The organism is Chryseobacterium lactis (assembly GCF_003815875.1).
In the GTDB taxonomy this organism is placed as follows: domain Bacteria; phylum Bacteroidota; class Bacteroidia; order Flavobacteriales; family Weeksellaceae; genus Chryseobacterium; species Chryseobacterium lactis.
In genome coordinates this window covers 132,119-156,917 of record NZ_CP033924.1, presented here as the reverse complement: position 1 = coordinate 156,917, position 24,799 = coordinate 132,119, and the positions used below count along the sequence as shown (strand labels likewise).

The following is a 24,799-nucleotide window of genomic DNA, read 5'->3' as shown; positions in this document are numbered from 1 at the left end:
ACAAAACTCAGAAGGTGTTAAAAACTACAATTAATTTAGAACCTGGAAAAAAGGTGTACTTCGCTTCAGACCAGCATTTTGGTGCTCCTACTCCAAAAGAGAGTAAGGTGCGTGAAGAGAAGTTTATACGCTGGATGGATGAGATCAAGGAAGATGCACAGGTTTTGTTTTTGATGGGTGATCTTTTTGACTTTTGGCACGAGTGGAAGCATGTGGTACCCAAAGGATATGTACGGGTTCTTGGAAAGATTGCAGAGCTGAAAGACAGAGGAATTCATATTTATTTCTTTGTCGGAAACCATGATTTGTGGATGAAAGATTATTTGGAAGAAGAAATCGGATGTACTGTTTTTTATCAGAAACAATATTTTGAAATGGGCGGCAAACAGTTTTTACTGGCTCATGGCGACGGTCTCGGCCCCGGAGATAAAGGATACAAGAGGATGAAGAAGTTATTTACCAATCCTATAGCGCAATGGTTCTTCAAGTGGCTTCATCCTGATATTGCCATGAAAGTTGCATTGTATCTTTCTCAAAAAAATAAAATGATTTCCGGAGAAGAAGATAAAGCGTTTCTGGGTGAAGATAAAGAGTTCCTGATCATCTATTCTAAGGAAAAGTTGAAAACAGAAAAGATTGATTATTTCATCTATGGACACAGGCATCTGCCAATGGTACTTGATATGGATCCGGATTCAAAATATATTAATCTGGGTGACTGGATTTCTTATTTTACCTACGGCGTTTTTGAAAAAGATTTTGAACTCAAGGTTTTTGAAAAATAAGACAAAAAAAAATTACCTCCTGAGAGGTAATTTTCGAATAGACCGAAACCTATTCTTTTTTTAATCCATATTCCGAATAAGTACTTGCAAGAAGTTTACCAAAATGCGACTGTGGTGTTAAAAATTTATTAATTAATATTCTATTTTCTGTTAACTGCTTTATAATGAGGTGGTAATAATGATCAAGAAACTATGAAATTGGAAAATATATTCAACATACAAACAGAGCAGGATTTCCTTGAAGCATCATTGGAAACATTTCGTTATCAATACGAAAATGTTGAGATATACAGGAAATTCGTTGACTTTTTAAAAATAAACCCTGATGAGGTTGACAGTCTGGTGAGAATCCCTTTTCTGCCTATAGAAATGTTTAAAAACCATCAGATTCTGGATAAAAATGTGACCACTGATCTGTTTTTTCAAAGTTCAGGGACAACCCAGATGAATCTTTCGAAACATCATATTGCTGATCCGGGTTTATATGAGGAAAGTATTTATAAAAGTTTTGAACAGTTTATTGGCAAACCTGAAGATTTTATTTTTCTCGGATTGCTTCCAAGCTATCTTGAAAAACAGAATTCATCATTGATTTACATGGTTGATTATCTGATGAAAAAATCAGGAAAACCGGAAAACGGATATTTCCTTTACAACCATGCCGAACTTTTTGACCTTTTGAATCAATTGAAGGATAAAAAGGTGATTCTTTTTGGAGTTTCCTTTGCCCTGTTAGACTTTTTGGACTATTGTCATGCTGAGAAGAGTGAAGACTCGCTAAGTTTTCTTGAAAACTTAACCGTGATTGAAACCGGAGGAATGAAAGGCCGAAAAGAAGAAATGACAAAAGACGAACTCCTTAAAATCCTAAAAGACGGTCTTAAAACAGATAAAATATATTCCGAATATTCTATGACAGAATTGCTGTCACAGGCATATTCAATGGGAAATAATGAATACGAATGCCCCAATTGGATGAGGATTATGGTAAGAAATGCTGAAGATCCTTTCTCCTACGAAAAAGAGGGAAGAACGGGAGCCATTAATATTATTGACCTTGCCAATATCCATTCCTGTTCTTTTATTGCTACTCAGGATCTGGGAAAAATAACAGGCGATACATTTCAGGTATTGGGAAGAATAGACCACTCTGATATCCGTGGTTGCAGCCTTTTGGTGAGCTAAAAACTTTAACTGTTATGGATTTGTTGTCGGGTTTTAAGAGTGAAATCAAACGTTTAAAGTTTAGCATTTAAAATTGATAACTGTCAGTTGTTGGTTTTACTCTTTTTAAATCTCTCATCTCTTCGTCTATTATCTATTATCTATTATCTATTATCTTAACTCTTCACATCATGATCAAAATAGAAGAACTTGTTCACGCTTATATTCATTCTCATTGTGACTTTGAGAAAGAGCTTGTTCTTACGAATTATTTTCAGGCAGACTGGGAAGCTGATATCCTCATCGTTGATGCAGAAGGGCTAAGTCATGAAATTGAAATCAAATTTTCAAAAAGTGATTTTAAAAATGATTTTAAAAAATCCTATATCAACAGAGAGACGGGCGAGACATTTTTGAAACACGATAAAATTTCGTGTGGTGATTATGTTTGTAATGCATTCAGTTTTTTGCTTCCGATGGGAATGGTAGAGGCTAGTCTCATTCCTGAACATTGTGGAATTATCGAGTTTTATCACAATGCAGACACCTGGGAAACGGAATTTTATTTAATTCGTCCACCGAAAAAACTTCATGAAGATTCTTACTGGAAGTTAAATGATAAAGATCTTTTTATCAGAAAAATGGCTTTAAATCTGCTTCAGCGTAAAATGGAGATCAAAGGAAAACTGGAAGAACTTATTTTTAAAAATCCTTTTGATATAAAAAAAAGAAAATAGAAGCTCTGTCGGAATACAGGGCTTTTTTGATGCTTTCTTTTTGTATATTAGCGAGGATGATGATATTGTTTACGAGTGAGCTATAAATAATATTATACTGCCGTAAATGGTTATTGTTTTATATAATTTTCATTGAGATTACTTATTATTGAAAAAGGAATATGGAAGATATTATTTGTCCTTACCCTTGGGATTGTGGAAAAACAATTGAAGCCAAGAAGCTAAGCAAACATGATTATGACTTTCTATACAATGCATCCGAAAAGAAAATGACTTTTATGATCATACATTGCCCGGAGTGTTCAAGGGAGTTTAAGTTTAATACAGTACAATGGAAATCAGATAAGTTTGGATATTCTGATCCCAATATCACTATTGAAACAAAGAAAAAAACAATAAAACAACTGACAACTATTCTGGATCGAGCAAAAGTTGAAATCCCCTTAGCCTATTTTGATTACTTGATCAGTCGCAAATTCGATCCTCAAATTTCAATTTTTTCAAACGAAGAGAACTTTAATCTGTATGATCTTAACCAGCTTTGTGAAAAAATAAATGTTGACGGAACGTCTTATCTTACAATTAGCCAATTAAAAGGGTTTGCAAATTCATTAATAGAGGTCACTGGTGGAATCTCTTCAAAAGGTCAAGATTTGAACTATAAAGATATTTCGAATTGTTTAACAATAGGTTCAGAAGGTACAAAGCTTTTATGTATAGATTACAGAGATGGGAATTCTTTGTGGGTTTTTCATCCTGATGGTGGGGATATTGAAAGTTTATCAGTAACATTAGAAAATATTATTGAGAGGCAGAATCTGTATAAATGATAATTTTCTAGTATGTCTTTACTAAACAGTCACTCATTTCATATTTTATTTTTAGAATTTATATTGATACCATGAGATTAGGACAGATTATTCAATTTATTAGTATTGTTGGACTGACAATTTCTTGTTCAGTGAATAAAGATTTTAATCATTCAGAAAAAATTAATAAAGCAGAGCTGGTAGTTAAAAGTGATTTCAAAAAATACTTTGATGAATGCCATGTAGAAGGCTCGATTGTGATTTATGATAACAACAGGCGCAAATGGTTTTTGTCTGATACTGTTAATGTGAGAAAAGAAACATTGCCTGCTTCTACTTTCAAAGTCATTAACCTATTAATTGCATTAGAAACCAAAACCATTCAGGATGAAAATGAAATGGTAAAATGGATAGGAAAGACAGATACTTTGAAATACGGCTTTAGACCTGATATCTACCATGATATGACGGTAAAAGAAGCGTTTGAGGTATCAGCGGGTTGGGTGTTTGTAGAATTGGCAAAGAAGATTGGTAAAGAAAACTATAAAAAGTATTTGACACGGGCTCATTACGGAAACCTTGACCTATCACAGACAGATCCTGATTTCTGGAATTTTGGAAAATTTGGAATTTCGCCTTTCAATCAGGCCGAATTTATGAAGAAACTTTATACAGAAGAACTTCCGTTTTCAAAAAGAAATATTGAAATCGTAAAAAGAGTAATGATCACTGAACAAAATGAAGATTTTACCATTAGATCGAAAACAGGCTGGACAAGAGACAATGGAATGAATACCGGCTGGTGGATAGGGAGTATAGAAAATAAGAATGGTACTTATTTTTTTGCAACCAGACTCCTGCAGGATAGAAAGGCAAATGGATCAAATTTTGGATCCTGTAGAAAAGAAATTACAAAAGCCATCTTCAAGGATCTGAGTATTCTAAAATAAAATTGTACACCAGCTTTTTCAGCCTAATAATGGGGTTTTTATCCATTATTAAAAATTTCTGATTTTACAATTGTTGTAAAAAAAAAATAAACTATCTCGATCGAGATAGTTTATTTTTTTAAAAATTTATCTTTAATTTAATTAATCAGCAATTTCCGCAGTATCTCTCTGAAGTAAGAATTTGTAGATCAATCCGCCTACAATTCCACCCAAAATAGGGGCTACCCAGAACAACCAAAGTTGTGACATTGCCAATCCACCTGCAAAAACAGCCTGAGAAAGAGATCTTGCAGGGTTTACAGAAGTATTGGTGATTGGAATAGAAATTAAGTGAATCAAAGTAAGAGCAAGACCGATCGCGATCCCTGCAAACTTACCATTAGCCCATTTATCCGTAGCTCCCATGATCACAATAAGGAAAAAAGCGGTTAATAAGAATTCAGCCAGGAATGCTGCTCCCATACTAAATGCTTTTCCGTTGTAGACCGCTTCTCCGTAGAAGTTAGTGGCAAAAGCTCCGGGTTTAGAAAAATCTACCACTCCAGCTCCGTTAAGGATTGTATACAGACATCCTGCAGCAACGATTGCTCCAAGACATTGTGCTACAATATAAGGGATAAGATCTTTCGCGGAAAATCTTCCACCAGCCAAAAGTCCGAAAGAGACAGCGGGATTAAAATGCCCTCCGGAAATATGCCCTACGGCATAAGCCATTGTTAAAACCGTAAGACCAAAAGCAAGGGCAACTCCTAAAAGTCCGATACCAATGTCTGGAACACCGGCCGCGAAAACAGCACTTCCGCAACCTCCGAAAACAAGCCAAAATGTGCCGAAAAATTCAGCAAAAAGTTTTTTTATCATGTTGTTTATTTTTAAAATGCATCTCAAATGTAAAATTTATATCTTAAAGTAAAAAGATAAATCTGAAAAAATATTTCAAAAATAAGAGAAGAAAGATTACAATTTTGATAATTTGGTTTAATGTTTGTTTGGGATTTTTGCAGATAGTTTTATTATCAAAGTTGAAAGATATAACATAAACGTTTTATTCTTCATTAGTAATTTAAAAGGGTAGTTAATGAAAAAGTTTCTTTGTGTGGTCTTCGTACCTTTTATTTATAGTCTACATTATTCGCAGACAACGAAAAAAGCTTTTCCGTGCTATGATCTTACCTCTGTGTTGAAGGTAGAGCCTACTGCATTATATAAGCCACATCTTGATGCTTCAAAAAGTTTTGGAGTACAGTTGCTGAAAGATTCCAAAACAGTACAAAAGTATATCACTAAAGGAAAATTTCATAAGATTAAAAAAAGTGGAAAAGGCTATCGTATTCAAAGACTTGATTACAGCAGACCTTATATGGTTTCCAAAGCAAAAACTACATTAGAAAATATGGGTTCCAAATTCAGTAAAAATACCAAAGGAGGAACATTTACGGTGTCGTCAATTACCAGAACGTTGGAAGATCAATGCAGACTCAGAAGAGTGAATTCCAATGCATCTTTAGGGATAAGTTCTCACAACTACGGAAATTCTTTTGACATCTCTTATATCAGATTCAATGATGTTCTCAAATACAATCCGAAAATGGAAGCGGCATTAGAGAAAATTTTAAAGCATTATGCCGATGCTGGTAGAATTTATTACATCAAAGAAAAGCAACAGAGTTGTTATCATATTACAGTGAGAAATTATTAATTAAAATTCTTACTTGCATAACATGTGTAGTTTGTATATTTTTATACAACTTAAAAATGCCATGATTATGACAATATTAAACAGTGAAGATTTCATGCTTCGTAAAGACGATTGCAGAACAGCAATGGATCAATGGAGTTTACATCTATCTAATTATCCTGAACTTGAAAAACTGATTCCTACCAACTACATTTTTGAAATAGGGGACGGACATCTTGACTGGATGAGGAAAAATAGTGGATATGAAGAATTTTGTGTAGCAATGGGAATTTATGATAACCAGGTTATTATTATTCTCGTTCCTATGGATGAAAAAGGCCACAGAAAAGATTTGGACGAGTTTCCTTGCAGCCTTCTTTGTCCGCTGGAAAATGATCTGAAACTTCAGGAGATACAAGAATATACGGTCGTTAAAAATGCTCTCCTTTCCAAAGATCTTCAAAATATTGATAAAAATGCCCTAATGACTTTTCCTATAGCCAGCAAACCTGTTCTTGAACAGGATAAAGCCCTGGATGCTATTGAAAAGTGGAGAAATGAGGGGATGGATTGGTTTTATAAGGAATGTACGGATTACAAAGGATCGAGAATATTTACCAGATTTTATGTGCCTACCGCAGATTTATGCCTTTCCAATATGGGGTTGAAAAAAATCGTATGCTCATTCGGATTAAGATACAATGATGTCTATGGAAGAATGTTGGTAACTCTGGTGTTTATTTCTTTCCTTGAAAATCTTCAAAATACAGGAAGTAGTGCATTAACTGAGGCAAATACCTATGATTGGGCAAAACCATGCCCGCCGGTTTGCCGTATACCAGGTTTTGATTTTTAATGTAATAGTAAAATAGGAATGGCTGATTTTTATAAGGCAATTTTATTCCTGAATTATGGTCTGCTTCTATCTGTTATCGTTTTAGGAGCAGTCAAATATAATATGTTAGATAAAAAAGAGAAGCGATATTTTTATTGTATTGCTTTTCTTTTTTTTATTGAGTTGCTGAATCTTATTTTGCCTTATGTTTTCAACCTCAATGATACGTCATTTCTCTACCCTTTATATATTGCAGGTGAATTTTTTTTATTGACAAGTTTATTTATCAGAAAATTAGATTGGCCGAAATATTTTCCTGGAATTACTGCATTGCTGGCCGTCGGTTTTATGATCTCAAAATATGGGTTCAATTACCCGGGTAATGCTGATATTGCCAAAGTAGTCTCTAATATTATCATTATTAGCCTGTCCGGATTTACATTAATCAGAGAGATTAAAGACACTTCTGTACAGAATCGTTTCCTGCTGGTAGATGCCAGTATTTTCTTTTACTATTCTGTTTCAGTATTTTTCTTTATTATTCAGCATCAGATCCCGGATCTGTCTGAAAACGATTATTATATGATTCTCAGTGCCAATAATATTCTTTCGAGTATTTTGTACTGTTCACTACTATACACCTTTGCCAGATTAAAGAAGTAACTTTAAATATTAACCTGTTGATCCTTATAATTGTTACCATAGCAGTTATAGTATCTTTTATTCTGCTTGCTTACAGGGCTTTCATCAGTAGAATCATGAAAGAAAAAAATGCTCAATATGAGGCAGAAGTTCTTCACCAGAAAAGATTAGCGCTCGAAAATATAAAGGCTCAGGAAGAAGAAAGAAAAAAGATTGCCGTAATGATTCATGATGATATAGGAAATCGGCTCAATATTCTTTCTCTTTGGCTTAATAATCTCGATACACAGGGAGACGAGCTGATTAAAAAAAATATCTATGGCCAAATGTCTTCGCTGATAGATGCAGCCAGAGGCATTTCCCATTCACTGTACCCTGTAAATCTCGAATCGGTAGGCCTGGTACTCTATGTGGAAGAATTAATAGCCAATCTCTCTCATAAAATCAACATTTCTATGCAGGTTATGCACGGATATGAAAAGAAAGACATTTTTGTTGAAGTACAGTTGTACAGGATTATTCAGGAATTTACAACCAATGTAATCAAACATTCAACAGCTACAGATCTTTGGATTTACATGAAAGATTATGCAGAGAATATGGTGATTGTAATTTCTGATAACGGCCAGGGATTCGAGTATGAAGAGGTGGAAAAAGGGATGGGAATCAAAAATATTGAGTCCCGCATAAAATCAATGAATGCCACCCATAAATGGAAAAAAACTTTTTTAAATAAAGGAAGTCGTTTAATCATTAAAATACCAAAACATAATGAGTTCCCAAATCAAAATAGCCCTGATTGATGATGAACAGCTGATCCTGGAAGGGGTAAAAATGCTGCTGTCAAATGAAAAAAACATATCGGTCTCCCTTACCGCTGATAACGGTCCCGATTTTATACAACAGCTCGAACAACTGCAGGAACAAGATTTTCCTGATATTGCGCTTGTTGATGTTCAGATGAAACCGATGAACGGTTTTGAGCTGGTAGAAATTCTGAAAGAAAAATATCCGGAGCTTAAAATTATCATCCTTTCTTCCCATTACAAGACTTCGATCCTCGGATATATGGTGAAGCTGGGCGTTTCTGCCTTTCTGCCTAAAAATTCAAATAAGAAAACATTTATTGAAGCCATTACCATGGTTGATAAAAATGGAGTTTACTTTACTGCTGAAGATCATCAGATGTTGTTTACTTATATGAACAGCTCCGCAAAGAAAAACTCCCTCTTTGATACTGAAGATGAACTTTCCGAACGAGAAAAAGATGTGGTAAAACTGATCTGTCAGGAATTTACAAACAACGAAATCGGAGAAAAACTTTTTATAAGTCCCAGAACAGTAGAAAGTCACAGGCAAAGAATTCTGGAAAAGATCGGAGCCAAAAATACAGTGGGAATAGTTATTTATGCCATTGTCAACAATATTTACTCACTCGAAAAAATATAATCCATTCCGTAGAAATACGGAATTTTTTATTTGGTACTTTTCACTCTAGCTTAGCTTTCTTTTCTTCTGTTATTTTGAAATGTCTCGTTTAGGGATGTTAGATGAAAAAAAATGCAGACAAGATCTGTAATCTATAAAAAATAAAAGCATGAATGAAAGTAGAGTGATTTCCGTCGGGATTTTCTTTGACGGTACAGGAAATAATGGAGTAAATGCTCTTTCTCCTGACAAGCCAGTGAATAACAATGAAAGTTACTTTGGTGCCTTTACCAATATCTATAAATTATACAGCTTATTTAACGGAGATGAAAAAATATATATTGAAGGAATTGGTACGGTAACAGGAAGTGAAGATAACAATTTTGCGATGGCAACATGTGCCAACCCTCCCTATGGAAACGGATATTCTGCCGATGACAAACTTCAGAAAGCAGATGATTTTGTCCGGACTTTGATAAAGGATCAGACTGCAGAATATCATTTTTATATCTATGGATTCGGAAGAGGAGGCATGCTGGCGAGAACCTTTTGTAATCAGCTTTTTACTCATTATTCCTACATCAATTGTACAATTAGGTTCTTAGGTGCTTTTGATACCGTAGAATCCAAACCTTTTAACAATTACAACCTTAAATTATCTTACCGGATTGAAAATACACTTCATATCTGTGCAATGAATGAAAGCAGATTCTTTTTTCCTCTTACAGGCATTTTCGAAAATTCAAATATGATGAAAGATCAGAAGTCTGAAGATGAAAGATCCGTATGGAAAGAGATTTTTGTCCCGGGAGCTCATGCCGATATCGGAGGTGGATATTTGGAAGGGCCGCAGTCGGTGTATATTTCTACCGATTTTGTAAATATCGATGATTTGGAAAATTATGTTTCAGACATACGAAATGCAAAAACTGACGGCCAGGGAAATAAAATCTGGGATGATCTTCTTTCAGACTATCAGATTGAAAGAAATAATGTTTTTTCACAGGCATATGTTTGCAGAAATAGAGTCTATAATGATCTTTCAAAAGTATATGGAAAACTGATGCTCGAAGAAACAAATGCAATATCCGCTGTTTTTAGCAAAGAGATAGATTTATATTTTGAAAAAGATATTGAAAAGCATTTTTCACTGAATCACCTTTATCAGGATCTTAAATATTATATTAAAAATCTTGAGGTAAATCACAGACCGGTCTACAATTATAAAAACCTTGCAGATTATATTCATATTTCAGCCAATTTTGGATTATACAGCGATACATTGTTGAAGAGATCAGACAATGAAATTAATGCTGAATTAATCAACAACGGTTTGAATGTTTCCAGCAGTACCTCCGTAGATCATGAGAACCAGACAAGACTTTCCATAGAGCTCCATCTGCCGGAAGACAGTTTTGTAGCAGACTTTCTGTACGGAACCAACGTTCCTAACAACGATATCTGGATTCGTTCCATTTTAAAAACTTCTGCACCCATCAAGGTAAATGAAATTAATAATTAGCCTCAAACACTTCTCAGTTTTAAATTTAGGTTAGGGGACATCTTGTAAGGTGTCTCCTTTTTTATAACCCTCCTTACAATCAAATGGGTATAACTACTGAATTTTTATTTTGGTGTTTTATACTGTAGTTTTTACTTATTTATTCCCGTTACTTTGAATTGTTCATTTGAAGCTTCAAACATAATATGAACAAAGGCGGATTCTGAAAAGCCTAATCATAAAAAGAGTAAGAATACCAAAGACTAAAAACATGGAAAAGACACTTATCAAAACAGCAGCAGCTACAGTATTCTCAATTGACTTCGATTTTACATCAAGTGACCAGAAAGCAATTTTACAATACCTGCAACAAAACGGTTATAAATTAATGGGCTACAAAGGAGCTTCAGGTCCTAATCAGGTTTCTTCAGGAGTACCGGCCTGGTTTGCTGTAAGCTATCAGGAGATGTTCGGAACAGTAGAAATTGATTATGAACCAAAATACAAGGTATACGTTTTCAATAAATCCACGATCGGTACAAATACCACGATTCAAATGCAGGCATTATCAGATGAAGTTCCTTTAGGTACTGCTGTAACTTTCCACCAGGATGGTTCCTTTTCAGCTACTTCAGGAGCTCCGGCAGGAATAATTACAGTAAAAAATGAGCGAGGCTCAGGTACTTCAAACATTACAGTAGGGCTTGCTGCAAAAGTAAACGGACAGTTTCTACCTTTCTGTGCATTTACATGTACTCCGCAAGGATCTGTGAGCATGGAACCTAATGAAAAAGTAGTTTTATTTGCAGCTCAAACAAGTATGACTTCAGGATCGGTTACAGGTAATGCAACCGCACCTGGATGTAACTTCGTATTCAGCGCTCAGAACATACAGTATAACTTACAGATGATCGCAGGAACTTATGGTATCGAAAGTGTGCCGGGAACAGCACCTGTAAATCCGGTATCATCAGGAGAATCATTGACTCAGCTATTGAATATTTTCTAAAAAATAAATTTTCCCGAAGGATCATTTTCCTTCGGGATTTTATTATGGACACTACATTAAACATCTATTTTGATAAAAAGGGAATCAATTATCTGGGCAGTACCAACCAGATGGTAGGCATCATCAGATCCTATCCGGGAATGGCTGATTTTAAATTTATATGTCTGGCATTTGAACCTTTTATTAACAATAACCAATGTGTCTTTTCAGATTGCTGGAAAGCTGTGGTGAGCAGAAACGCACCACAAAGTATGACCGTCTATCAAGAAAATGATTCCACAGACGCACAGTACGGGAAAAGGTATGCCGTTTCAAATAGTGGCTTTTTTGGTACACCCGAAAATTGTCCTTCTGATGTTATAGGAATAGCTAATGCCTCTAATTCTGTCTTATATCCTGGAATTTCACAGAAAATAAATGATGGATATGGGGTTTGCGATGCCAATATGGCTTCTATCAATACCATCAATTATTTTGATTACAGTGACGAGCTATGGCTTTTTACAGCGAGTGGCATTGCTTCCAATATGGCCATTCCTTCTTCTCTTTTTGTTCCTTCCTTTAATAAGAGCAGAGGTCTAACTATGAATAAATACCTGCCCTTCATTTTTACCGATGATACGGATGTGTATTTTGACTCAGCTACTAATTTGTTCAAATTGGGGAGTATTCCTCAAAAAAAATAAATGTCATGGAAAATGCAACTATTACCACAGAGGATTATCTGTATGCACTGGGGCAAAATAATTTGGTGTATAATGATGATTTCCGTTATTTCAGTAATCAGACATCAAAAAACGGAGCAATCATTTATGGAATTCCGGATGGCTGGTTATATATTGATAATGGAGCAAACGGGAAAATCTCTTTTGATTCAAACTCCAGCCAGTTGGTTATTCTTAAAAGCCAGACTTCCGATGAAATGACCTTCAGGCAGGCTCTTCACGAATTTCCAAGATGGAAACAGATGTTGCCGGGAGAGACAGCTGCTGCTCAGGTTATTTTAAATTTAAAAGTAAACGGAGAAGTAACAGTGCAGCTATCGGATGGTATTGATTCCAGTTCGGTAACAGTATCTCAAACAGGAGACCATGAACTCAATCTGCAACATAAAATCAATCCTTCGGCAACGAAACTTATTCTTACTATTTCTTCAAAAGTTCCCAATGCAGAAATAAGAATCTCCTATTGTTGTACAAATTTGGGATTAATTGCTCTTAAAAATCTTCCATGCATTATTCAGGGAGTAATTGGAGAGCGCCGACAATACATAGCCACTGAATTTGCTCCCGAAGGAGAATTTTCATTGTGTACTGCTCCCATTGAACTGGACACCAATTATACAAGATTAAATTCAGTGCTGAATTACCGTTTCGGAAAGGGACCCAACGGATTCTCAATGTTGCTTGATATGAGAGGATACTTTAGCCGTGCGTGGAATAACCAGGCCGGAGTAGATATGAATGCTACGGAAAGAAAGGCTCCGGGAACCGGAACGATCACAGGAGATCATGTGAGTACTTTTGAAAATGATATTTTTAAAAAGCATGATCACGGGCTGAAGTTTTCCACAACAGCAATGATTCCTCCCGGAAACGGACCCACTCCTATGAGTATCATCGATACAAAAAGTAACTCAAGAACAGATGTAGAGGCAGATGGGTTGGAAACAAGACCTAAAAATATTGCTGAATTGTATACCATTAAATGGGCCTGATTCACAGATAGAATTGTTTTCAATCACAAGAAAAACCAATCACAAATTATTTATTAACCCAAAAAACAAAATATTATGTTAGTTTCAGCATGGCTTCAAAAAGCAAACAAACTTTTAGATACTTGTAACTATGAAATCAGTATCAAAAATGGAAGTAAACCCATTACAATGGCTCAGGCTACCACTTTGAATGAATTGCAAAATGATATAGGATCTCATCATTCCATCAAACAAGTTAAATATAAAGAGGCCGCAGAAAGCCTCGTAGAAATGATTGCAATGGTAGAAGCGGGGCAGAAAACACCGCCGCTTATTGCCGGATAAATTCTATACAAATTCATATTTTTTAAAGAAAGAGCTGTCAGTTTTAAGGCAGCTTTTTTTTATTTCTCGCCTATTCATTTCTTTTTACGTATTTTTGCAGCCGAAAATTCATTATTCATTACTAATTATTAATTACAATGCTTTCTGTTCAAAGTTTAGGATTACATCATTCGGGAAATTATTTATTTCAAAATGTCAATTTCACCATTAAAAAGGATGATAAAGTAGGTCTGGTAGGTAAAAATGGAGCGGGGAAATCCACTTTATTGAAAATGCTATCGGGAGAAATCAACTTCTATGAAGGAGAAGTGATCACTGAAGGAAGTGTTACCGTTGGTTTCCTGAAGCAGGATCTTGATTTTGTAAAAGGAAGAACCGTTTGGAATGAGACGATGCAAGCCTTTGAGCAGATCAATGCCTGGAAAAATGAGCTTGAAGAAGTAAATCATCAAATGACTGTAAGAACCGACTACGAAAGCGATTCTTATACGGATTTGATTAATAAAATGACCGAGCTGAACGATCTTTTGATGAACCATGATGCCTATAATCTTGAAGGTGATATGGAAAAAGTATTGTTTGGTCTTGGATTTAAAGCCGATGATTTTCAAAAAATCACCGATGAGTTTTCAGGAGGATGGAGAATGAGAATTGAATTGGCAAAACTGCTTCTTCAAAAGAACGACATTATGCTTCTCGATGAGCCTACCAACCACCTGGATATGGAATCGATCATCTGGCTGGAAAACTTCCTGAAAGACTATCCGGGAGCAATTGTTCTGGTAAGTCACGATAAACAGTTTATGACAGCGGTTTGTAACCGTACTTTCGATATCAATAATAAAAAAGTTGACGACTACAAAGCCAACTACACAAAATATCTTGTCATGAGAGAAGATCGCCGCGAAAAGCTGATTCAGGCTAAAAAGAATCAGGATGCGGAGATCAAGCAAATGGAAGATAACATCAATAAATTCCGTGCAAGTGCTACAAAGGCATCTTTTGCGCAGTCATTGATTAAAAAATTAGATAAAATTGAACGTATTGAAGTTGATAACGAAGACGTTTCAAAATTCAATATCCGTTTCGTACAGTCTATGGTTCCGGGAAAAGTAATCTTCGAAGCAGAAAACCTTGGAAAAGCTTACGGCCAGAAGCAGATTTTTGATGATGTGGATTTTATTGTTCAGAGAGGAGACAGAATTGCTCTTTTAGGACAGAACGGACAAGGAAAAACAACTTTGGCTAAAATCCTGGCAGGAGATATTAAAGATTATTCAGGAGTATGGAACCTTGGGCACAACGTAAACATCGGATATTTTGCGCAGAACCAGGAAGAGGTTTTAACGCCTAACAAAACGGTTTTGGAAGAAGCAGAAGATGCCGCTACGGAAGAAACTAGACCTAGAGTAAGAGACTTATTAGGATCTTTCTTATTCCAGGGAGATGCTGTTACGAAGAAAACGAAAGTACTTTCCGGAGGAGAAAGAAACCGTCTGGCACTTTGTAAGTTGTTACTTCGTCCTTTCAACACGTTGATTATGGATGAGCCTACCAACCACCTTGATATTCAGTCTAAGGAAATTATTAAGCTGGCATTGCAGAACTTTGAAGGTACATTGATCGTCATCTCTCACGACAGAGAATTCCTTCAGGGGCTTTGTGATAAGATCTACGAATTCCGTGATGGTAAAATGAAAGAATTCCTGGGAGATATCAACGAATATCTTGAATACAGACAAAAGGAAACAATCAGGGAAATTTCTGCCGAAAAAGCGAAACTTCACCAGGAAGACGTTAAACCGGCGCCAAAGAAAGAGGAAGAAAAGCCAGCTGTAAGCAATAGTCAGGCGTCCAATATAGTCAGTAAAGAACAGAAGAATATTCAGAATAAAATTAAAAAAGTAGAAGAAAAAATTTCAGAACTCGAAACTAAAATAGAGGAAATGGAAGCTTCTTTTGCGAAGGAAAACCCTTCTGATGAAACCTTAGAAAAATATAATAAATCAAAAGAAGAACTTGATAGTGCCCTACAGGAATGGGAGTATCTGGGAACTCAACTTGATTAAGTTAAAATATAAAGCTTCATAAACTAAAATTTATGAAGCTTTTTTGTAACAGAATCCTATTCATTTCTACATATTATCAATAATCATAAAGTAATTTAATGAAAGTTTAAGGAAACAATTAAATTATTTTCATAATTTTGAAGCATGATTTTTAAAGAAAGCAGAAACCTGAAGAGTTTTATCTCCAAGCTATTGTTTGGGGTATACTTCCTTGCGCTGCTTTCTCAAAGCTTTCACCACCATGATTCTGTAGACTATTTTAAGTCTTTTAATCTTAAAAAAACAGAAAATACAGTAACGAAAGCAGCTAATAAAGAGAAAGCTGGCGATTGTTTGGCCTGCCATTTCTTGGCGACCGGCCATACGTTAGCTCCTGAAGAATTTAGTTTTACTTTTGAGCACTATACTCATGAAGTAAAGCAAATTATTGCGATTCAGGAGAAAATCTGGTCTCAGACCAAATTCAATTTTCAACTTCGGGGTCCTCCCAGTATTTCATAATTCATAGATTCTTTTTGGGTGTAAAGCTTGCGCTTTAGCATTCAACGTATAATGTTTAAAGTTGTTGAAAAACAGCTATCGGCTTGTAATTGATCATCATATTTTATTAAAAATCAATGACTATCGTCGCATTATCAATGAATGAAGCTTTTTACATTGTATACGTTACGTTGTACAATTAAACCAACCCATACAACAAATTTTAACGAAAATGTACCCGATTAAAAAGGTACGCAATCAATCTATTTACAATGAAATTGATATATTGCCTGCTGCTGATCTTTTGTGGATCAGTATTTACAAGTGCACAGAAAACCTATACTGTACAGGGAACCGTTCATGATTTTCACGATAAAACTCTGCTTGAAAATGCAGTAGTGAAAATCGGAAACTATACAGCAAAAACAGATCAGAAAGGTAAATTTTTGATCAATAAAATCCCTGCAGGGAAGTATACACTCATTGCCAAACATCCTGATTGCAATGATTATACTGAAAATATAGAAGTTGATCAGGATGTACATATTACGATAACTCTCGAGCATCACAGCAACGATATCGAAACGGTGACGATCCATGGAAGTCATAAAAATAACGGATCACTCGTTGTAAAAACGCTCAATAAATCTGATATAGAGAAAAATTCTACCGATAACCTTGGAAATATTTTGTCTAAAATTTCAGGAGTGACTGCGTTGAAAACCGGAAATAATATTTCAAAACCTGTCATTCATGGACTTTATGGAAGCCGTATCAGTATTATGAATAATGGTGTACGTCTTGCCGAACAGGAATGGGGAGTAGAACACGCACCCAATGTTGATATCAATAATTTTCAGCATATTGATGTGATTAAAGGAGCATCAGCTTTGAAGTATGGAAGCGATGCTATTGGAGGAGTTGTAGTTATGGAACCTGAAATTTTTCCTAAAAAGGATACTATCAAAGGTTCAGTGGGGCTTACCGGAATTTCTAATGGAAGAGGTCTGGGACTAGATGTAGATGTAGCCAAAGTTTGGAAAAACGGATGGGCTGTGAAATCCGGCGGAAGCATTAAGAAGTTAGGTGATCAGAGCGCTCCCAACTACAATCTGAAAAATACAGGAATGGATTTTTCATCATTCAATTTTACGGTACAGAATAACAGCTATGAAAAAGGAATTTCCTTTGATTATTACCTGACCAATCAGAATATTGGAATTTTAAGAGATTCGCACGTCGCAACATCGGAAGACTATGACAGGGCAATGACTGCAAATCCTCCTGTTTATTCAGGTAGATTCAGTTATGATATTGACAATCCGAGACAGGTTGTCCAGCATCATATTGCGAAGCTTTCTGCTTTCAAAAGATTTGAAAATATTGGAAAGCTTTCAGCAACTTATAGTTATCAGTACAATCACAGACAGGAATATGACATCAGAAGAGGAGAGTTGAATGACACTCCTTCTCTCGATCTGGAACTGATGACCCATCAGTTTAATATTAATGATTTATTAGAAAGAGAAAAATGGTCTTTAGAAACCGGAATTGATGCGAGTTTTCAAAACAATTATTCAGATCCTGCAACAAAAGCAAGACGTCTGATCCCGAACTATGATAAATATTCTGCAGGGGCGTATTCCGTTTTCAAATATAAAATTTCTCCGGAATTCAATTTTGAAGCGGGAGTGAGATATGACTTCACTCGTTACGATGTTACCAAATGGTATGATAAAAGTGACTGGGAGAAATTATATGCAAATGCATACCCGCAATTTTATGTGAAAACCAATCAGAACAGAGTTCTGACGCGTCCTCAGCTTAATTATAATAATGTTTCTTTCAATGCAGGTTTGGAATATCGTCCTAATGCTAATTTTGATTTGAAGTTCAATTATGCAAAAGTGGGAAGATCGCCCAATGTTGCTGAATTATTTTCAGACGGATTGCACCATTCTGCGGGAGTTATTGAAACAGGAGATATGACGTTGAAAAACGAGCAGGGACATCAGTTTAATTTAAATATAGACTCAAAATTCAATGTTCTGAAAGGGCTGAGTGTCTCTGTAAACCCTTACTTTTTCATTACTAAAAATTTCATTAATGAAGTTCCCGTTGGTATTAAAGCTACGATCAGAGGAGTATTTCCTGAATGGGTATATCAGCAAATTGATGCCAAAATGTATGGTGTGGATTTGGATGTTAATTTGAAATTGACAGATAACCTGACCTATGTTGGAAAGGGCAGCTATGTATATGGCCAGGATGATACCCACAACGAACCATTGATTTTAATGATGCCGCCGAATTTTTCAAATGCATTACAATTCAAAAAGCAGGAGTGGAATAATTTCTACTTCACTGTCGAAAATCAAACGTTTTTAAAACAAACCAGATTCCCGATTCGAAATGCACCGTTGGAGCTTTATGTAAATGGTGAGTTGGTAGATAAAGAAATTGATCTCAGTACTCCACCAAGTGCATATTCTCTGTGGAATATCCAAGCGGGAATCAATATTAGTAAAAACCTTTCTGCAGGACTTATCGTAAACAATCTTTTCAATACTTCATACAGAGAGTATCTGAATCGTCTGAGATACTTTGCGGATGAGCCGGGAAGAAACTTTATTTTAAACTTTAGATATAGATTCTAAAGATTTCAAAAAACAATTCAATCAAAATTTTACAATTTTAAAATTATTAAAAATGAACAAACTATTCAATACTAAAAATATTATCAAATTATTAGCTGCTTTATTTATTACTATTACTGTTGTTACTTCTTGTCAGAGAAATGGATCTGCGGAAGAAGACGATCTTCCTCAGGAAGAACTTACAAATATTGTTTTATTAGTAACAGATGATGCAGCCGGAACAACTCAAAGTTATGATTACAGTATCGGGGCGGGAGGAACTCCTACCATTCCCCTTAAAGATGGAAAAACATATACTGTTCAGGCAAAGTTCAGAAATGGAAATGAGGATGCTACACAGGAAATTATAGATGCTAAAAATGAACACTTTTTGATTTTTGATTTTCCAAAATCTAACATTACTGTAGAAAGAGTTGATGGAAGTGATCTTAGAAATGACGGAAAAAGAGTTGGTTTAAGAACAAAATGGACTGTTGTAAAAACGGTTGACGGAACAGCACCGTTATTAAAATTAACCCTAATTCACTCACCTCAAAGTGTAAACGAGGCAAAGTCTGGTACAGCCTGGGGAAGCGTAGTTGGAGGAGAAACTGATGCAGAAGCTAAATATAACCTAAGTAATTAGGATTAATTAATCTTGTTTGGGCCACCGGAATTTTCCGGTGGTTTTTTATTTAACAATATTTGGCGTTATAAGTTGACTTTAAATAGGTGATTTTCATAAAAAATTCATATTTTTGCAACCTAAAATTTTAATCAATAATGAAGGTTACCGCACAAAACCATGATGACGTAAGTGCATTGCTTACAGTAACATTGGAAAAATCTGACTACAAAGAAAAAGTAGAGAAGCAGTTGATTAATTATGCTAAAAATGCGCAAGTTCCTGGATTCAGAAAAGGGAAAGTGCCTTTGAGTATGGTTAAAAAACAATATGAAGCAGGTATTGCATTCGAAGAAATCAACAGACAGGTTTCTGATGCTTTGAACAACTATGTTAACGAAAACAAACTAAGATTAGTTGGTCAACCTGTTCCTCAGCCAGTAAACGAATTCGATTACAACGCTGATCAATTGGAAGTTGCTTTCGAAGTAGGGTATGAGCCTGCATTCACTATAGATTTAGCTAAATATGAAGCACCTCACTACAAAGTAGAAGCTTCTGATAAAGAAATCAGCAAGAGTATTGAAAACATGCAGAAGCGTTTCGCTGAGCAGGTTCCTCAAGATAAAATCACTAAAGATTCTTATATCGCTTTAGAAGTTTCTCAGGTAGTAGAAGAAGATGCTGAAGGAGAACACCACCACCACCCGAAAAATGTTACAGTTACTGCTGAGAACAAAGAAGCTTTCAAATTGGTAAAAGGTTTGAAAATGGACGGGTCTGTAAAAGTAACGAAAGAAACTCTTGCAGGTGATGAAGAATTAGCTAAAGAATTAGGATTCAGTAAAGAAGAAGTTGAGCACCTACACCACAATGAAGTAGAAGTTAAAGTAAAAGACTTCCATTCGTTAGACTTAGCTGAGCTTAATCAGGAATTATTCGACAAAGTATACGGAGAAGGAAACATCAAGTCTGAAGACGAGTTGAAAGACAAAGTAAAGACTGAATTAGACGAGTATTTCCAACAAAATGCTGATGTTCACTTTGTGAATAAAGTATTAGAGCAGGTAACAGAGAAAGAAGAAGTAAAACTTCCTGAAACGTTCCTTGTGAAGTGGTTAATGTTCTCTAACCAGAACATTCAGTCTGAGCAACAAGCTGCAGAAATCCTTGAAGCAGAGAAAAACCAGTTGAGATATCAGATCATCGAAGGAAAATTGATGACTGATAACGAAATCAACCTTGATTATGCTGATGTATTGGCACAAGCTGAGCAATTAGTGAAAAACCAATTGGCTATCTACGGAATCCACCACCTAGGTGATGAAGAGATTCAGAAATATGCTGTTGAGATGTTGAAAGATCAGGAGCAGGTAAGACAAATTTCTTCTGAAGTTGCTATGGCTAAATTAAAAGATGTAATTCTTGAAAAAGCAAGCAAAAAAGAAACTAAAATTTCTCACGACGAATTTTTAGAAGAACTTAAAAAATAATTATACTCCGATATAAATATTTCAAAACCGTCAATTCTTTGGCGGTTTTTTTATGTTAAAATTATAGCCGTTTGAGCCGTCCATCATTCATCATTTATTATTCATCACTTATTACTCATTACTCATCATTGATCTATGTCCGCCAATATTCCTATATTTACCCTTTAAACTTATTATATAATATGAAAAAGATCATCATTCCATTTTTCTGTGCCGTACTTTTTTCCGTGCCGGCTGCAGCTCAGAAGAAAGATGCCGCTTCTGCTAAGACAGATGCCGTAAAATCGAAATTATCGCCTAAAGAAGTAATTGATAATTATTTCAAAGTATTAGGCGGAAAGGACAAGTTGGAGGCTGTAAAATCTATCGTTACCGACAATACTATCAGTGCTCAGGGGATGGAAATCACTATGACCACTAAAAAAATGGGAAATAAATTCAAATCTGTACAATCATTAATGGGACAGCAAATGGTTCAGTTGTTTGATGGTGAAAAGGGATACTTTGATCAGATGGGAACCAAAACCGAGATTCCGGCCAATAAGATTGCTGACTTTAAAAAAGGAAGACCCGTTGATGCATTAGCTTTTGATGCAGCAAGTTTCCAAACGGTAACCGTAGAAAAAGTGGACGGAAAAGATTATAATGTCCTTACATCTGATAAAGGAAAGTTCTACTTTGATGCGGCTACAGGTCTTTTATACAAATCGATAGCAGGAGAAGGAAACGTAACGATAAAAAGCTATATGACAGTAGACGGACTGCAGTTCCCGGGTGAAGTAGAAGCAGAAGGAGCAGGACAAAAAGTGAATATCAAAACCACGAAAATTGTTCTTAATTCCGGAGTAACGGACGCAGATTTTAAATAAAAATCGAATACAATACAGGAAAAGCCGGAAGATTCCGGCTTTTTTTATGAACTATCATTAAAAGTTTAACGATAGTTTAGAACTATGATTTTCCTTAGTCTACGAATAATATATACTTTTGTACCGAAAAAGATGACATATGAAGAAAAGATTATTTTCAATGGCGGTTTTCTGCCTGATCTCCTCAAGCATTTTCGGACAAAATATTCCTTTAGACCCTTCCGTAAAAATGGGTACCCTTTCGAACGGGATGAAATATTATATCAGGAAAAATGCACTTCCGGAAAAGAAAGTAGATTTTCGTTTGGCGATCAACGCCGGATCTATTCTTGAAGATGAAAATCAAAGAGGGCTCGCTCACTTTATGGAGCACATGAATTTTAATGGAACCAAAAACTTTCCGGACAATCAATTAGTAGATTTTCTACAATCAATCGGAGTGAAATTTGGACAGCATCTTAATGCCTACACTAGTTTTGATGAAACCGTTTATATGCTTCCCGTTCCATTGGATAAACCGGCAAATCTGGATGCCGGATTGAAGGTGATGGAAGATTGGGCATTTAATGCAACTCTTTCTGATGAACAGATTAATAAAGAAAGAGGAGTTGTATTGGAAGAACTTAGATTGGGCCTTGGTGCAGATAAAAGAATGCAGGATAAATATCTTCCAAAACAATTGTATAAATCGCAATATGCAGAAAGACTTCCGATTGGTAAAAAAGAAGTACTGGAAAATTTCAACCCGGACTTGCTCAGAAAATTTCATCAGGATTGGTACAGACCGGATCTGATGGCAATTATAGTCGTGGGAGATATTAATGTAGAAGAAGTTGAAAAGAAGATAAAGGATAATTTTGGTAAGTATAAAAAAGTTTTACACCCAAAAGAAAGAAAAAGTTTTGATCTTCCGAATCACAAAGAAACCCTTGTGGCCATTGAGACAGATCCTGATGCAACCAGTTCGGGAGTACAATTTATAATTAAAGATACTGAAGCCTATAAGCCGGATGTAACGGTGGAGCAATATAATCAGCGCATTGTAGAAGGTCTTGTGAATATCATGTTGAACAGTAGGTTGGGAGAACTTATTAACTCAACAAACCCTCCGTTTACCTATGGTTCGGTGTATCATGGTGGAACGTATGCGAGAACAAAAGAGGCTTTCCAGGGAGCTGCAGCTACCAAAGATGGCGATCAGCTGAATGCATTGAAAGTTCTTTTACAAGAAGTTGAAAGAGCCAAAAGATTCGGGTTTACACCATCTGAACTGGAAAGAGCAAAAATACAGATCCTTTCTTCTTATGAATGGGCTTATAATAATCGTGATAAGAATGAAAGCAATGAACTGATCGGTGGATATGTCGATAACTTTCTGAGACAAGAGCCGATGCCGGATATTACCTGGGAATATAATCAGGTTAAAAAGTTTTTGCCTGGTGTAAGTCTCGCACAAACAAACGAAATCATTGGTAAACTAGTAAAAGATGATAGCAGAGTAGTGGTGATTACAGGCCCTGAGAAGAACAATATTACGATGCCAACAGAAGCTATGGTTCTGGATACATTTGAGAAATTAAAATTAGCTGATCTCAAGCCATACCAGGAAAAAACTAAAGCTGAGAGTTTGGTAAAACCTTTCAAGTCTGAAGGAAAAATTACGAAGACAGAAACGGACGCAAAACTTGGAACCACAACATGGACTTTAAATAACGGAGCAAAAGTTACTTTTAAGAAAACTGATTTCAAAGATGATGAAATTGTATTTGCAGCATTGGGTTTAGGAGGTAGTTCAATAATTCCCGATGCTGATTACAGCAAAACAGAATTTGCTTTCGATGCTTTATTGGAAGCCGGATTAGGAGGTCTCTCCAAAACTGATCTTACCCATTATCTGGCAGGCAAACAAGTGAGTGCAAGTTCCTATATCAGCGGAATGACAGAAGGGGTTTCAGGAACAAGTTCTAAAAAAGATCTAAAGACGGCTATGGAGCTTATATATGCTTGTTTTACAGACTTAAATTACGATCAGAATTCCTTTAATGCTTATAGAACAAAAAAGTCTGCGATGCTTACTCATGTGGAGTCGGATCCGGAATATTATTTTTCCAACGAATATGCAAAGTTTGTCAATCAGAAGAATCCAAGATTTATCGGGCTTTCTCCTACAGAAAAAGATTGGGCTAATACAGACTATAAAAAAGCATATGACATCTACAGACAGAAATTTGCCAATGCAGGTAATTTTCACTTCTATTTTGTAGGAAATGTTGATGAGTCTCAGCTTAAAAGTGAAGTGCTGCATTATATTGCCAGCCTTCCTGCAACAGGAAAATCTTCTACTTTTAAAGATACCGGTTACCGACCTATAGAAGGTGAGTTTACAAAAGTGTACAAAAAAGGGAAAGAGCCTAAAAGCCTCATAACGATTTCTTACAGCGGAGAAACTCCATACAATGAAAAAGAAGCATTTGCCCTGTCGGCACTTGGAGAAGTTACAACAATTAAAGTTCTTGAAAAACTCAGAGAAAATGAAAGCGGTATTTATGGCGGAGGAGCAAGCGGAGGCTTAAGTAAAATTCCTTACGGCAGCTATAGCTTTAGCATCAATTTCCCTTGTGGACCTGAAAATGTAGACAAGCTTACAAAAAGTGCTCTGGCTGAACTTCAGAAACTTATTGATAAAGGTCCAGAACAAAAAGATCTGGATAAATATAAAGAAGGAGAATACAACGAATATAAAACAAGCCTTAAAGATAACGGATTCTGGTTGCAGGGAATTGCCCAAAACCAGGTAGACGGAAGTGACCAATATGCTATTCTGAACTATCAAGATAAAGTAAAAGCACTTACGGTAAAAGACCTGCAGGATGTTGCGAAGAAATATCTGTCTAAAGGCAGAAAGATTGCCATTCTTATGCCGGAAGATGGATGGGAAAATGCAAAAACAGCTGAACCCGATTTCAATGTTACAAATGGAACAGGAGTTAAACAATAAGTTTTACCTGTCTATCAATAAAAAGCCGCAGAAATTATTTTCTGCGGCTT

23 protein-coding genes are annotated in these 24,799 nt (G+C 35.7%); 22 read left to right on the top strand and 1 reads right to left on the bottom strand.

Translation table 11 applies throughout. The features are described 5' to 3' along the window. Nucleotides 1-14: 14 nt before the first annotated feature. The 5 genes from EG342_RS00780 to EG342_RS00760 all read left to right on the top strand — a co-directional run bounded on the left by EG342_RS00780 (nt 15) and on the right by EG342_RS00760 (nt 4,445). Nucleotides 15-785 (top strand): UDP-2,3-diacylglucosamine diphosphatase, encoded by a 771-nt coding sequence (locus tag EG342_RS00780; protein ID WP_103293916.1) that lies wholly within the window; start codon nt 15-17, stop codon nt 783-785. 192 nt (nt 786-977) lie between these two features. Further along, on the top strand, nt 978-1,970 hold the full coding sequence (locus EG342_RS00775; protein ID WP_185126927.1) for a LuxE/PaaK family acyltransferase: 993 nt from the start codon (nt 978-980) through the stop codon (nt 1,968-1,970). A 170-nt stretch (nt 1,971-2,140) separates the two neighbouring features. Beyond that, nucleotides 2,141-2,686, top strand: a complete 546-nt coding sequence (locus EG342_RS00770) for a hypothetical protein (protein ID WP_103293917.1) — start codon at nt 2,141-2,143, stop codon at nt 2,684-2,686. Nucleotides 2,687-2,847: 161 nt separating this feature from the next. Further along, nucleotides 2,848-3,516, top strand: a complete 669-nt coding sequence (locus tag EG342_RS00765; RefSeq protein ID WP_103293918.1) for a hypothetical protein — start codon at nt 2,848-2,850, stop codon at nt 3,514-3,516. 71 nt (nt 3,517-3,587) lie between these two features. Next, the gene (locus EG342_RS00760) at nt 3,588-4,445 is read left to right on the top strand and encodes a penicillin-binding transpeptidase domain-containing protein (protein ID WP_103293919.1); all 858 of its coding nucleotides are present in this window, start codon (nt 3,588-3,590) and stop codon (nt 4,443-4,445) included. 141 nt (nt 4,446-4,586) lie between these two features. On the opposite strand, the gene aqpZ is transcribed toward EG342_RS00760, so the two are convergent. After that, a complete protein-coding gene (gene aqpZ, locus EG342_RS00755) occupies nt 4,587-5,303 on the bottom strand; it encodes an aquaporin Z (RefSeq protein ID WP_103294023.1) in 717 nt (238 codons plus the stop codon). A 220-nt stretch (nt 5,304-5,523) separates the two neighbouring features. Between aqpZ and EG342_RS00750 the strand changes: the two genes are divergently transcribed. From EG342_RS00750 to EG342_RS00670, 17 genes are all read left to right on the top strand, one after another. Continuing rightward, the gene (locus EG342_RS00750; protein WP_103293920.1) at nt 5,524-6,144 is read left to right on the top strand and encodes a DUF5715 family protein; all 621 of its coding nucleotides are present in this window, start codon (nt 5,524-5,526) and stop codon (nt 6,142-6,144) included. A 67-nt stretch (nt 6,145-6,211) separates the two neighbouring features. Then, a complete protein-coding gene (locus EG342_RS00745) occupies nt 6,212-6,979 on the top strand; it encodes a hypothetical protein (RefSeq protein ID WP_246008701.1) in 768 nt (255 codons plus the stop codon). A gap of 18 nt (nt 6,980-6,997) precedes the next feature. Continuing rightward, nucleotides 6,998-7,621 carry a hypothetical protein gene (locus tag EG342_RS00740; protein ID WP_103293922.1) on the top strand — a complete coding sequence of 208 codons (624 nt, stop codon included), beginning with the start codon at nt 6,998-7,000 and terminating at the stop codon, nt 7,619-7,621. 95 nt (nt 7,622-7,716) lie between these two features. Beyond that, on the top strand, nt 7,717-8,403 hold the full coding sequence (locus EG342_RS00735; RefSeq protein WP_103294024.1) for a sensor histidine kinase: 687 nt from the start codon (nt 7,717-7,719) through the stop codon (nt 8,401-8,403). Then, entirely contained in the window at nt 8,372-9,049 is a 678-nt protein-coding gene (locus tag EG342_RS00730; protein ID WP_103293923.1) for a response regulator transcription factor, read from the top strand. Before EG342_RS00735 ends, EG342_RS00730 begins: the two co-directional genes overlap by 32 nt. A gap of 148 nt (nt 9,050-9,197) precedes the next feature. Beyond that, on the top strand, nt 9,198-10,550 hold the full coding sequence (locus EG342_RS00725; protein ID WP_103293924.1) for a phospholipase effector Tle1 domain-containing protein: 1,353 nt from the start codon (nt 9,198-9,200) through the stop codon (nt 10,548-10,550). Nucleotides 10,551-10,800: 250 nt separating this feature from the next. Beyond that, a complete protein-coding gene (locus EG342_RS00720; RefSeq protein WP_103293925.1) occupies nt 10,801-11,538 on the top strand; it encodes a hypothetical protein in 738 nt (245 codons plus the stop codon). 44 nt (nt 11,539-11,582) lie between these two features. Continuing rightward, nucleotides 11,583-12,224, top strand: coding sequence for a hypothetical protein (locus tag EG342_RS00715; RefSeq protein ID WP_103293926.1), 642 nt, complete (start codon nt 11,583-11,585; stop codon nt 12,222-12,224). A gap of 5 nt (nt 12,225-12,229) precedes the next feature. Then, a complete protein-coding gene (locus EG342_RS00710; protein ID WP_103293927.1) occupies nt 12,230-13,255 on the top strand; it encodes a hypothetical protein in 1,026 nt (341 codons plus the stop codon). Nucleotides 13,256-13,330: 75 nt separating this feature from the next. Next, nucleotides 13,331-13,579: a hypothetical protein gene (locus EG342_RS00705; protein WP_103293928.1), complete on the top strand. Its 249-nt coding sequence runs from the start codon at nt 13,331-13,333 to the stop codon at nt 13,577-13,579. A gap of 137 nt (nt 13,580-13,716) precedes the next feature. Then, nucleotides 13,717-15,648 (top strand): ABC-F family ATP-binding cassette domain-containing protein, encoded by a 1,932-nt coding sequence (locus tag EG342_RS00700; protein WP_103293929.1) that lies wholly within the window; start codon nt 13,717-13,719, stop codon nt 15,646-15,648. Nucleotides 15,649-15,792: 144 nt separating this feature from the next. Continuing rightward, nucleotides 15,793-16,149: a hypothetical protein gene (locus EG342_RS00695; RefSeq protein WP_164465138.1), complete on the top strand. Its 357-nt coding sequence runs from the start codon at nt 15,793-15,795 to the stop codon at nt 16,147-16,149. Between the two features lie 251 nt (nt 16,150-16,400). Next, on the top strand, nt 16,401-18,785 hold the full coding sequence (locus EG342_RS00690) for a TonB-dependent receptor (RefSeq protein WP_103293930.1): 2,385 nt from the start codon (nt 16,401-16,403) through the stop codon (nt 18,783-18,785). 52 nt (nt 18,786-18,837) lie between these two features. Beyond that, nucleotides 18,838-19,410, top strand: a complete 573-nt coding sequence (locus EG342_RS00685) for a hypothetical protein (protein ID WP_103293931.1) — start codon at nt 18,838-18,840, stop codon at nt 19,408-19,410. A gap of 137 nt (nt 19,411-19,547) precedes the next feature. Next, entirely contained in the window at nt 19,548-20,882 is a 1,335-nt protein-coding gene (locus tag EG342_RS00680) for a trigger factor (RefSeq protein ID WP_103293932.1), read from the top strand. Between the two features lie 182 nt (nt 20,883-21,064). Further along, complete coding sequence (locus tag EG342_RS00675; RefSeq protein ID WP_103293933.1) at nt 21,065-21,751, top strand: hypothetical protein; 687 nt, start codon at nt 21,065-21,067, stop codon at nt 21,749-21,751. Nucleotides 21,752-21,890: 139 nt separating this feature from the next. Then, a complete protein-coding gene (locus EG342_RS00670; RefSeq protein ID WP_103293934.1) occupies nt 21,891-24,749 on the top strand; it encodes a M16 family metallopeptidase in 2,859 nt (952 codons plus the stop codon). The last annotated feature ends 50 nt before the right edge of the window (nt 24,750-24,799 follow it).